General features: G+C 63.6%; 10 protein-coding genes and 1 tRNA gene. 3 read left to right on the top strand and 8 right to left on the bottom strand.

The genetic code is table 11. The features are described from left to right. Positions 1 to 346 precede the first annotated feature (346 nt). From yihA to rpmH, 5 genes are all read right to left on the bottom strand, one after another. On the bottom strand, positions 347 to 1,000 hold the full coding sequence (yihA, locus tag EJ070_RS08280; RefSeq protein ID WP_126095682.1) for a ribosome biogenesis GTP-binding protein YihA/YsxC: 654 nt from the start codon (positions 998 to 1,000) through the stop codon (positions 347 to 349). Between the two features lie 32 nt (positions 1,001 to 1,032). Then, positions 1,033 to 1,671 (bottom strand): CatB-related O-acetyltransferase, encoded by a 639-nt coding sequence (locus EJ070_RS08275; protein WP_126090902.1) that lies wholly within the window; start codon positions 1,669 to 1,671, stop codon positions 1,033 to 1,035. 334 nt (positions 1,672 to 2,005) lie between these two features. Beyond that, positions 2,006 to 3,835: a membrane protein insertase YidC gene (yidC, locus tag EJ070_RS08270; RefSeq protein WP_126090901.1), complete on the bottom strand. Its 1,830-nt coding sequence runs from the start codon at positions 3,833 to 3,835 to the stop codon at positions 2,006 to 2,008. A gap of 7 nt (positions 3,836 to 3,842) precedes the next feature. Beyond that, positions 3,843 to 4,196 carry a ribonuclease P protein component gene (gene rnpA, locus EJ070_RS08265; RefSeq protein ID WP_126090900.1) on the bottom strand — a complete coding sequence of 118 codons (354 nt, stop codon included), beginning with the start codon at positions 4,194 to 4,196 and terminating at the stop codon, positions 3,843 to 3,845. A gap of 16 nt (positions 4,197 to 4,212) precedes the next feature. Continuing rightward, complete coding sequence (gene rpmH / locus EJ070_RS08260; RefSeq protein WP_008833937.1) at positions 4,213 to 4,347, bottom strand: 50S ribosomal protein L34; 135 nt, start codon at positions 4,345 to 4,347, stop codon at positions 4,213 to 4,215. 256 nt (positions 4,348 to 4,603) lie between these two features. Here rpmH and EJ070_RS08255 point away from each other — a divergent pair, with 256 nt between their 5' ends. Together EJ070_RS08255 and EJ070_RS08250 are read left to right on the top strand one after the other, a co-directional pair. Next, positions 4,604 to 6,097, top strand: a complete 1,494-nt coding sequence (locus tag EJ070_RS08255) for a HAMP domain-containing sensor histidine kinase (protein WP_126095681.1) — start codon at positions 4,604 to 4,606, stop codon at positions 6,095 to 6,097. 192 nt (positions 6,098 to 6,289) lie between these two features. Next, positions 6,290 to 6,366, top strand: a tRNA-Arg gene (locus tag EJ070_RS08250). Between the two features lie 28 nt (positions 6,367 to 6,394). Here the strand turns inward: EJ070_RS08250 and adhP are convergent. From adhP to EJ070_RS08235, 3 genes are all read right to left on the bottom strand, one after another. Beyond that, positions 6,395 to 7,474 (bottom strand): alcohol dehydrogenase AdhP, encoded by a 1,080-nt coding sequence (gene adhP, locus EJ070_RS08245; protein ID WP_126090899.1) that lies wholly within the window; start codon positions 7,472 to 7,474, stop codon positions 6,395 to 6,397. A gap of 96 nt (positions 7,475 to 7,570) precedes the next feature. Beyond that, positions 7,571 to 8,746, bottom strand: a complete 1,176-nt coding sequence (locus tag EJ070_RS08240; protein WP_126090898.1) for an MFS transporter — start codon at positions 8,744 to 8,746, stop codon at positions 7,571 to 7,573. Positions 8,747 to 8,767: 21 nt separating this feature from the next. Then, positions 8,768 to 10,162: an FAD-binding oxidoreductase gene (locus EJ070_RS08235; protein WP_126090897.1), complete on the bottom strand. Its 1,395-nt coding sequence runs from the start codon at positions 10,160 to 10,162 to the stop codon at positions 8,768 to 8,770. A gap of 236 nt (positions 10,163 to 10,398) precedes the next feature. Here EJ070_RS08235 and EJ070_RS08230 point away from each other — a divergent pair, with 236 nt between their 5' ends. Beyond that, complete coding sequence (locus EJ070_RS08230; protein WP_245464834.1) at positions 10,399 to 11,277, top strand: LysR substrate-binding domain-containing protein; 879 nt, start codon at positions 10,399 to 10,401, stop codon at positions 11,275 to 11,277. Positions 11,278 to 11,290: the final 13 nt, after the last annotated feature.

Raw genomic sequence — 11,290 nt, 5'->3', positions numbered from 1 at the left:
CAACGGGGTACACACGGGGCAATCGCACACGGCAGCGCTGCCCCCTCTCCGTCCGCTACGCGGCCACCTCTCCCCCATTTCATGGGGGCGAGGAAACGCTAATCGCTGATGTAGCGGCCTTTGGAAGCTTGGGTTCCTCGCCCCCACAACGTGGGGGAGAGGTGGCTCGGCGAAGCCGAGACGGAGAGGGGGAGCGCCATATGCGATTGCCCTGCCACAGGAAGGAGGGACGATGCCGCCGTTGTATCATCGACATTTCGTCGTTGCCGCCAGGATTCCGTTGTGGGTAGGGGTGGGGCTCGTGCCACGCAAACCTTTCCAATGCGGCTGCCCGACGCAGGCCCGCTCAGCCACCGTTCGCCACCAGCGCGATCGCCGCGCGCAGCTCGTCGAGCCCGGCGGCCTTTTCCGATGATGTCGCGAGCACGGTCGGAAACGCCGCCGGCCGTTTCTTGATCTTGGCAAGCGTTTCCTCGATCAGTTTCGGCACGCCCGCCGCCTTGATCTTGTCGGTCTTGGTCAGCACGACCTGGTAGGAGACAGCCGCCTTGTCGAGCAGCGACAGCACCTCCTCGTCCTTGGCCTTGATGCCGTGGCGGGCATCGATCAGCACATAGACGCGCTTCAGCGTCACGCGCCCCTGCAGATATTCGAAGATCAGCTTCGTCCAGGCATCGACCTTGTCCTTCGGCGCGCTGGCGTAGCCGTAGCCCGGCATGTCGACCAGCGCCATCGGCGGCAGGTCGGCGCCCTCGCCGGAGAACCCGTCCGGCACGAAATAGTTGAGCTCCTGCGTGCGCCCCGGCGTGTTCGAGGTGCGCGCCAGGCCCTTCTGGCCGACCAGAGCGTTGATCAGCGAGGATTTGCCGACATTAGAGCGGCCTGCGAAGGCGATCTCCGGCGGCCCTTCGGGCGGCAGGAATTTCATCGAAGGCACGCCGCGGATGAAGATCCAGCCGCGTGTGAACAGCTCAGGGTTGATTGCCGCCGTGTCGCCCATTGTCTTGTCGTTTGTCGTCTTTTCGGGCGCGCTCAAACCGCGGCCTCCAGCCTGGAAATGTCGGCGCCCCGGATGGCGTCGAGGTTGCGGCTGATCTTGTCGACCGGCCAGTCCCACCAGGCCGCTTTCAAAAGTCGCCGTATCGTGAAGTCGTCGAAGCGCATCTTTACCACCTTGGCCGCGTTGCCGGCGACGATCGCATAGGGCGGCACGTCGTGCGTGACAACCGATTTCGCCGCAACGATCGCGCCATGGCCGATCCTCACGCCGGGCATGATCACCGCATCCATGCCGATCCAGACGTCATTGCCCATGATCGTGTCGCCGCGGATCTCCTTCGACCACGTCTCAGGGTCGAAACCTTCCTCCCAACCATGGCCGAAGATGTTGAACGGATAGGTCGAGAAGCCGGACATCGCGTGATTGGCGCCGTTCATGATGAAGCGCGCGCCCTCGGCGATAGCGCAGAACTTGCCGATGATCAGTCTGTCGCCGATGAAGGGATAATGGTGCAGCACGCATTTTTCGGCGAATTTGTCGGGGCCGTCAGGGTCGTCGTAATAGGTGAAGTCGCCGATCTCGATGTTGGGCGCGTTGACCAGCCCCTTCAGGAAGCCGACGCGCGGATGCATCGCGATGGGATGCTTGATGTTGGGATTGGGTCCGGTCATCGGCTGGCTCCGTCCACCCTTGCAGGAGGCCGAGCTTATAGTGATGCGCGACGCGTGGTCTACCCACCCCTAGTTAGCCGGGAACGACCGGGATCCCCCCGCGGGGATCCCGGTCTGCCGGACGGCCTCCCAAACACCGGCGTCGTAGCGCCGGAAGCCGTCGCGGCCTTATTGGGGAGGACCGGGAAGCTACGAGGCGGGCCACGCCGGAGTTTCGCGGGGCGACGCGAATTCCGGAAGAAGCCCGCGAGGTTCTGTCCGAAGGGCGTCGAACGATATCGGCCAACAAAAAACCCCGGCATGCCGGGGTTTTGTATTCAGGGTCGGGCGCCGGCTATTCCGCCGGCGATGGCTTCTTGCGGAACATTGCCGCCAGATTGTCCCACAATTCGATCTTGGCGCCCTGGCGCTTCATGATCACACCCTGCTGCAGGATCGAGAGCGTGTTGTTCCAGGCCCAGTAGATGACGAGGCCGGCAGGGAAGCTGCCCATCATGAAGGTGAAGATCACCGGCATCCAGGTGAAGACCGCGGCCTGCGTCGGATCCGGCGGCGCCGGGTTCATGCGCATCTGCAGGAACATGGTGATGCCCATCACCACCGCCCAGGCGCCCATATGCGGCAGGAAAGCCGGCGGAGCGAACGGCAGCAGTCCGAACAGGTTGAAGATCGACGTTGGATCGGGCGCCGCCAGGTCATGGATCCAGCCGAAGAACGGCGCGTGCCGCATCTCGATGGTGATGTAGAGCACCTTGTAGAGCGAGAAGAAGACCGGGATCTGCAGCGCCACCGGCCAGCAGCCGGCCAGCGGATTGATCTTCTCGGTCTTGTAGAGCTCCATCATCGCCTGCTGCTGCTTCATCTTGTCGTCCGCGTATTTCTCGCGGATTTCCAGCATCTTCGGCTGCACCTTCTTCATGTTCGCCATCGACGCGTAAGATCTGTTGGCGAGCGGGAAGAAGATAGCCTTGACGATGACGGTGGTGGCGAGGATCGCCAGTCCGAAATTGCCGAAGAACTTGTAGAGCGTGTCGATGAGGTAGAACATCGGCTTGGTTATCCAGATGAACCAACCCCAATCGATCAGGCGATCGAACAGCCGGATGTTGCGGTCCTGAGCGTATGCATTGACCTTGTTGACTTCCTTGGCGCCGGCAAAGATCTCCGTCTCGACCGTTGTCGATTGCCCAGGTCCGACCGCGATGGCATCGGTCATGTAGTCGGACTGATAGCTGTGGCGAAGCCCGTTGTTGATGTCGACATAGGAGTAGCTGGGCTGGAATGGCTGCTTCTCCGAAGGGATCAGCGTGACGGCCCAGTATTTGTCGGTGATGCCGAGCCAGCCGTCTGTCGACTTTCCGGGCTTGTACTGCTTGTCCTTCTCGATCGCCGCGTATTTGTGCTCCTGCAGGCCCTCGCTGCCGGTAACGCCAATGAGGCCTTCATGCAGCACATAGGTGCTGGCCACGGCCGGCTTGTCGAAGCGGGCGACACGGCCATAGTTGAAAAGCGACACGGCGGTGCCGCCGGTATTCTGAACGGTATCGGAAACGGTGAACATGTAGTCGTTGTCGACCGAGAACGTCCGCTTGAAGACAAGTCCCTTGTCGTTGGTGAAAGTGAGCGTCACGGGCGTCGCCGGGCTCAGCGTCGAATTGCCGTCAACACTCCATACCGTCTTCGGCCCGGGCAGTGTGCCGACATTGCTGTCGCCGACGAAACCAATCTCGGCGAAATATCCGTTTGACAATTGCTCCGGGTTGAGAAGTTGGATCTCGGGCGAGTTCTTGTCGACCGTCTCGGTGTAGTGCTTGAGCTTGAGATCGTCGAGGCGTGCGCCGGCGAGGTTGATCGAGCCGGACAGGCTCGGTGTATCGATCTTGACGCGCGTGGTTGCGGCGAGCGCCTGTTCCAAGGTTGCCGGCGTCGTTGCCTCGGCGCCAGGCGTGTTGGGGATGGCGCCGGGCGCCGGAGCCTGTGTCCCGGTTGCGCCGGAATTGGCGGCGCCGCCCGCTTCCTTCTTCTGCGCTTCGGCGCGCTGCTGCTCGATGCGGGCCTGCTCGCGCTGCTGCTCCATGCGCGGGTTCATGTAGAACACCTGCCACAGCGTCAGGATCAGCACCGACAGCGCGATGGTGATGAAGAAATTGCGGTTGTTTTCCATCGAGAGCCTATCGTGTTCCGCGCAGCCGGCGGGAAAGCTCGGCCTTCAACTGGCCGAACGGAATGGCAAGCACGTCTTCGCGCCCGACGATGACATAGTCATTGCCGGGCGCCATGTCATCGGCGGCATACGTTCGCACAGCTTCTCTGAGCCGCCGCCGGACGCGGTTGCGCACCACGGCGTTGCCGACCTTCCTGGTGACCGTGTAGCCGACGCGTGGCGCGGAATCGTCGCCACGATCGAGAACCTCGACGAGAAAAAGCCGCCCGCGGCGTTTCTCGCCGCCGCGCACAGCCAGGAAATCCGCGCGTTTCAGAAGCCGCCCGGGAGCTTTCCCCTTTGGCTTGCCGGTTGCGGGCAACGATCTCGTCTTTCGCTCAGGCGCTCAGCCGCTTGCGGCCGCGGTTGCGGCGGGCTGCGACGACGCCGCGGCCACCCTTGGTGGCCATGCGGGCGCGGAAACCGTGCCGGCGCTTGCGGACGAGTTTGGACGGTTGGTAGGTACGCTTCATTTGTTTTAATACCGCGGCGTGCGGCCCTTCTTGATTCTGTCACTCTGTAACAGGAGCTTTGCCGGGCCGGTTTTAGGCGCGATCGAAACCGCGCCGGGACGAATGGCCCGAGCGTGAGCGGGCTTATAGAAAGAAGGTTTTTGGAAGTCAATCCGGGCTGATGCGGGCGAATTTTTTGCGATGCCAGGGACGAAATTGGCAAAAAAGCCGCAAATCGCATAACCTTGTCCGATCAAGCGTTCGTGAAAACCGCGTCATGACGAGTGAAGTCCTGTCCACGGATGAAAAGGCACGCCCGACGGAAGTGAGCTCTCCGCGCCGGGTGCCGCTGTCGCGCGGCCTGTCGACGAAGCTTCTGCTTCTCACCATCGTCTTCGTGCTGCTCGCCGAAATCCTGATCTTCCTGCCCTGGATCGCCAGCTACAGGGTGAACTGGCTGAAGGAGCGGCTGAGCACCGCCGCCGCCGTTTCGATCGTCCTGTTGCAGGGCGAGCCCAACTCGCTGTCGCACACCGCCCAGAACGATGTGCTGATGGCGATCGGCGCCAAGGCGATCGCGGTGCGCGACGGCGGCGTCTCGCGGCTGCTGGTCGTGGCCGACATGCCGCCGAAGGTCGACGAGCATATCGACATCGCCAATGTCGGCCTGGTCAACGGCATGACGGGCGCGTTGGAAACGCTGTTCGTCGGCGGCAACCGCATGCTGCGCGTCTTCGGCCCGGTCGGCGACAGCGACAAGGAGTTCGAGCTGATCATGCCGGACCGCAGCCTGCGCAACGCGATGCTGCGCTATTCGCGCAACGTCGCCTTGGTGTCGCTGCTGATCTCGCTGTTCACCGCCATGCTCGTCTATGCGGCGATCGACCTCATCATGATCGGCCCGATCCGCACCATGACGCGCTCGATCCTGTCCTTCTCCGAGGCGCCCGACGATCCCGGGCGCATCATCTGCCCGACGGAGCGCTCCGATGAGATCGGCGTCGCCGAGCGCGAGCTGGCGCAGATGCAGGATCGGCTGCACAAGATGCTTTCCGAGCAGAAGCACCTCGCCGACCTCGGCCTTGCCGTGTCGAAGATCAACCACGACATGCGCAACATCCTCGCCTCCGCGCAACTGATGTCGGACCGCCTGCGCCAGGTGAAGGACCCGACCGTGCAGTCCTTCGCGCCGAAGCTCCTGCGCGCGCTCGACCGCGCCGTCGCCTATTCGGAGGGCGTGCTCGCCTATGGCCGCACGCAGGAGCCGGCGCCGTCGCGCCGCAGGCTCAGGCTGCGCCAGCTGGTCGACGACGTGCATGGCCTGCTCGACATCGAGGAAGGCATCGAGTTCATCAATGGCGTCGATCTCACCTTCGAGGTCGATGCCGATTCCGACCAGCTGTTCCGCGTGCTCACCAATCTTTGTCGCAACTCCGTGCAGGCGATGGCAGCCGACACCGAAAGCGCGGTGGTGCGTCGTCTCGCCGTCTCGGCCGAACGTTCGGGCAGCGTCAGCCGCATCACCGTCACCGACACCGGGCCCGGCCTGCCGCCCAAGGCCCGCGAAAACCTGTTCGCGGCCTTCCGCGGCTCGGCGCGCAGCGGCGGCACCGGCCTCGGCCTGGCGATCGCCCATGAGCTGATCCGCGCCCATGGCGGCACGGTCGAGCTGGTCGAATCGATCGGCGGCCGCACGGTCTTCGCCGTCACCATCCCCGACCAGCCGGTGCGGCTCGATCAGGCCCGCAACGGCCTGCGCCGTCCCGCTTGACCGCAGCCATCCCGACAAACCGCGCCGGTTCCGTCCTGAACGACGCCGTCGGAGGCTCAGCCGCAATGCCTGCGACAAAACTTTTGCCGGATCGGCTTGCTTTTCGCAAATTCAGTCGTTAGGGAACACTCCACATTTCGCGGCCGGTCGTTTTGATCGGATCGCGGGGCCGTGTCGCACACGGCCTGATGCGCGCCCGTAGCTCAGCTGGATAGAGCACCAGACTACGAATCTGGGGGTCAGGAGTTCGAATCTCTTCGGGCGCGCCATTTCATCCGGTTGAAACCGCTGATATTTTTAGGTTTCTGACTCGGCTAGCTCCAGTTTCCTCGTGCTTGCCCTGTCGGAGCCGGTAAGGTCCAGCACCACGCGGCCGTCGATCTTGCCTGCCTTGAGTCTGGCGAAGATCGCATTGATGTCGCTTAACGGCGCCTTGGTGATTTCGGCCTTCACCTTGCCTTCGGCCGCGAAGGCCATGGCCTCATCGAGATCGCGCCGCGTACCGACGATCGACCCGCGCACCGTGACGCGCTTGAGCACCACATCGAAGATCGGGGTCGGGAATTCCCCCGGCGGCAGGCCGACAAGGGCAACCGTGCCCTTGCGGCGCACCATGCGCAGCGCCTGTGAAAAGGCCGGCGGCGAGACGGCCGTCACTAAGATGCCGTGCGCGCCGCCGGCGGTCGCCTTGAGCACATCGGCCACCGCGTCCGGCGAACGGGCGTCGATGACCCCCTCGGCGCCGGCCGCGCGCGCCAGGGCGAGCTTGTCCGCTGCGATGTCGAGCGCCACGACCTTCAGGCCCATTGCCTTGGCGTACTGGATCGCCACATGGCCGAGCCCGCCGATACCGGAGATCACGACCCATTCGCCAGGGCGCGCTTCGGTCTCTTTCAAGCCCTTGTAGGTCGTCACGCCCGCGCACAGGATCGGAGCCATCTGCGCAAAATCGACGCCGGCAGGAAGACGCGCGGCAAAGGCCGCCGAAGCGATGACATATTCGGCGAAGCCGCCGTTGCAGCTGTAACCCGTGTTGTGCTGATGCTCGCACAGCGTTTCCCAGCCGGTCTCGCAATATTCGCAACGCATGCACGCGTCGTGCAACCAGGCGACGCCGACGGGATCGCCTTCCTTGAAATCGCTGACGCCGGGACCGAGCGCGGCCACGACGCCGACCACCTCATGGCCGGGGATGAAAGGCAGCGCCGGCTTCACCGGCCAGTCGCCCTCGGCCGCGTGCAAGTCCGTGTGGCACACGCCGCAGGCGACCACCTTGACAAGCAGTTCACCGGGTCCCGGCGCGGGCACCGGCACGTCCTCGATTGTGAGCGGCTTGCCGAAATCGCGCACCACCGCAGCTTTCATCGTCTTCGTCATCGCCTGCTCCTTTTGTGAATGCCGGAAGAGTAGGGTCGCGGAGCGGGCATGCCTTGATCAAGGTCAAGGCATGCATCGTTCGGTCGTTGGGAGCACCTACCGGGATGGAACCGCCATCGGCTGCGGGAGGCGGCTGATCCGCTGGAATGACCAGAGAAGGAGAGGGCAAAGGAGCAGGGCGGCAGCGCCGAAATCGAGAGCGGCCGTCGCGGTGCCTGCCCAAACAGCGAGTTTGCCGCCGATCGCCGGCCCGGCAAGCATGCCGGCATAGTAGACGGTGTAAAACACGCCCGTCCCGACCGATCGCGTCCTCTGATCGAGCACGCGCGTGGGCAAGCTCATGATCGCGCCGGCAGGCAGGCCGCATACGATCCCCATGGCGATGATGAGGGCCAGCACCGGTCCGCTTCGCGACAGAAGGAGCATCAGGAATGCGAAACCCACACAGCCCGCGGCGAGAACCGTCCCGCTGTGTTTGGTGCGATCCGCCAGCAAGCCACCCACGGGGACCGAAAGCGCGGCCAGCCAAATCACGACGCTGATCGTCGATCCCGCCGCCGAATTGGACCACCCCCGCTCGACGAGCATCGACGGACCGAAGCTGAAGACCATCGCGAAGCCGACATTGTAAAGGCACCAGATCAGACCGGCGGCAATGAGGGCATAGGTTGTCCCGGCCGAAATGCCGGAGCGTTCGAGGCCACCGGCGGGCGGCATCTCCGGGGTGCGATAGATCAAAGCCAACAAGCCGATGCTGACGACGACCAGGGCCGAAACGGCAATGCCCACGGCGGTCAGCCCGAAGGTTGTTCCGATTGCCGGCAGCAGCATGAGAGCGATAGCGATGCCCGCCGGCCACGAGTTGATGTAGATGGCCATGGCGGTGGCGATTTCCCGGCCGGCAAACCAGTCGGCGACCATCTTGGTCATCAGCACGTTCAGGAGAACGCCGCCGGTGCCGCCGATCAGTCGCCCGCCGATCTGCAGGCTCCAGGACGTCGACGCCGTCATCAGCATTTCACCCGCCAGCATCATCAGCAGGCCGGCGAGAGCGGTCGCCTTGTCGCCATAGCGCCGGCCGATGGTCGCGCCAGGCAGGGCCAGCGCGACACCCGGTGCAAGATAGAGGCCGATCAGAATGCCGATGTCGGCCAGGCTTGCGCCGAGGCCGGCGCTGACAAGGGGCGCGACGGCGGCAACGCTCTGAAACTGAAACGCCATCGCGGTGCGGGCGACAAAGAGCACAGCAAGGATCGTCCAGCGGCTGCGCACGGTTCTCTCACGGATTGCGAATTATCCAGGCCTGATATTCTGGTTCAATCGGAAGAAGTTGGTCGGGTCGTATTGCTTCTTGATGGCGGCGAGGCGCGCATAATTTCCGCCATAAGCATCACGCACGCGCTCGTCGCCTTCGTCGCCAAGATTGTTCGCATAGACCCCGCCGGTTGAGAATGGCTTGACCGCATTCCACAGCTCGCGCGCCCAGCGCATATTTGCCTCGTCATCGACCGGATTGTCCCAGATGGCGATCGGGAAGCAATCGAAGGCCGCATCGCGATTGGCATAAGGCGAGTGCGACGCGGGCACGCGGGCGATCGCGCCGCCGACCTGCTGGAAAACCAGCAGGGACGAGCGATTGGGAGCCCTCGCGTAACTGTCGAGCAGCGCGTCGATCGCACCATCGCTGATTTCATGCAGGAATTGCGCTTTCCAGTAATAGCGCCGTCCGCGCGGGAAAAGGCTGTCGCCCGCCGATTGAATCTGGAGATAAGGAACGGCTTGGAGGCGGCTTTCAATGGGAGATCCGAATTTCATCAGCGGTGCTATGACGGGCCCGCCCGCTTCGGGAGACCCCACATAACAAGCCGAGATGCTGAAGGCGCGATCGCCCGACGGCAGTGTGACGAGCGCGGCGTCGACGCTCACCTCGTCCGGGGCGTCACGGGAGAATTTGTCGTAAAACCGCATGGCCTCGCGCGCCTGATCGTAGGCGTGAAGCACCGAGCCCACCAGAAGGGCCGGGCCGAGCGGGTGCAGCCGGTATTCGAACGCCGTCACTATGCCGAAATTGCCGCCGCCGCCCCGCAGGGCCCAGAACAGGTCAGGATGCTCGCCGGCGCTTGTCCGCAACAGCCGTCCGTCGGCCGTCACGATTTCGGCCGCGATCAGATTATCGCAGCTCAGACCGTGCTTTCGCCCGAGCTTGCCGAAGCCTCCACCCAGCGTCAGCCCGGCAATACCGGTGTCGCCGTTGACGCCCATGGTCGTCGCAAGACCGTGGGCCTGCGTGGCCGCGTCGAACTCGCCGAGGGTCAGACCGGCCTCGGCTCGGACGATGCGGTGCTCGGGATCGACGGAAATCTTCTTCATGCGAGATAGATCGATCACCATCCCATCGTCGCAGACGGACAAACCGGCGACGTTGTGGCCGCCGCTGCGAACGGCCACGAGTGAGCCTTGTGACTTGGCATAGATCACGGCATGGACGACGTCATCGGGATTGGTGCAAAAGACAATTGCGGCAGGGCGTTTGTCGATCGCCCCGTTCCAGACCGCGCGCGCCTGGTCGTAGCCAGCGTCCGTCGGCAACACCACATCGCCCCGCAAGCCCTGCCGTAGCCGTTCGATCGCCGCGCTCGGAACATGGGATCGGCCCAACAGCGCATCGGTTTGTCGCGGAATCTCCATCGTCGCCGTCCTCGGTTCCAACCGGACTAGAGCAATTCCAGGAAAAGTGTGAAGCGGTTTTCCGTCCGGAATTGCGTGAAAACAAAGAGATAGAGTGGTTCGCCGTTTCCGTGAAACGGCGAACCACTCTAGGGTCTCACAGGGCTCAACCTTCTGCAAAAGCGAAATTCTTAGCTACTGGATGAGCAGAATTCATCTACACTGCCGGCATGAGGAACTGCCCGCCGCTCCGTGCTTTGCACGCCTTCGAGGCCGCTGCCCGGCACGGCAGTTTCAAGGCCGCGGCGGTGGAGCTCGGCGTGACGCCGACGGCGATCAGTCACCAGGTCCGCTTGTTGGAAGAGATATGCGGTTGCAAGCTGTTCCAGCGCCGGCCGCGCCCGCTCGTGCTGACGGGTGCGGGAGCGCGGCTGTTCCCTATCCTGCGCAACGGCTTTGATCTTCTCGCCGGTTCCCTTGCCGCGGTCGCGGAGCCGGATTTTCAAGCGCCTCTGCGGGTGACCAGCCCGAATGCTTTTGCCAGCCGATGGCTGGTGCCCCGGTTGCCGAAATGGCGGGAAGCCAACCCGGCCGTGCCGTTGGAGATCATCGGGACGGACGCGCTGCTCGATCTGCGCGCCGGCGCCGCGGACGTGGCGATCCGCTATACACGGCGCCCGCCTTTGGGCTTTGCCGGGCAAGAGCTGTGCCGCGATTCCTTCTTTCCCATTTGCAGTCCGCGATTGCTGGCGAGCGATGGGCGGGCGATCGAGCGGGCCGCCGATCTCCTGCGTTATCCGTTGATCCATTTCGACTGGATGAGCCGCGATCCGGACGCTCCCACCTGGCGCCGGTGGCTGGTGACGGCCCGTTCAATCGATCCGGACCTGATCCCGGACAAGGCCTGGGACTTGAGCTTTCGTGAGGAGCTGCACGCGATCGATGCGGTTGTCGCCGGGCAAGGCATTGCGATTTTAAGTGACGTCGTGGTCGGCCGTGAACTGGAAAGCGGCACGCTCGTCAAAGCGCATCCATTGTCCCTGCCGGGCTACAGCTTCTATGTCGTGTGGATGCATCACAGCCCGCGATCCGCGGTGATGGAATCCTTCCTGGCGTGGATGAGAACCGTGATATGAGCGCAAGGTTGTG

Source organism: Mesorhizobium sp. M1E.F.Ca.ET.045.02.1.1 (assembly GCF_003952485.1).
GTDB lineage: Bacteria > Pseudomonadota > Alphaproteobacteria > Rhizobiales > Rhizobiaceae > Mesorhizobium.
This window is presented reverse-complemented; position numbering and strand designations above follow the sequence as displayed.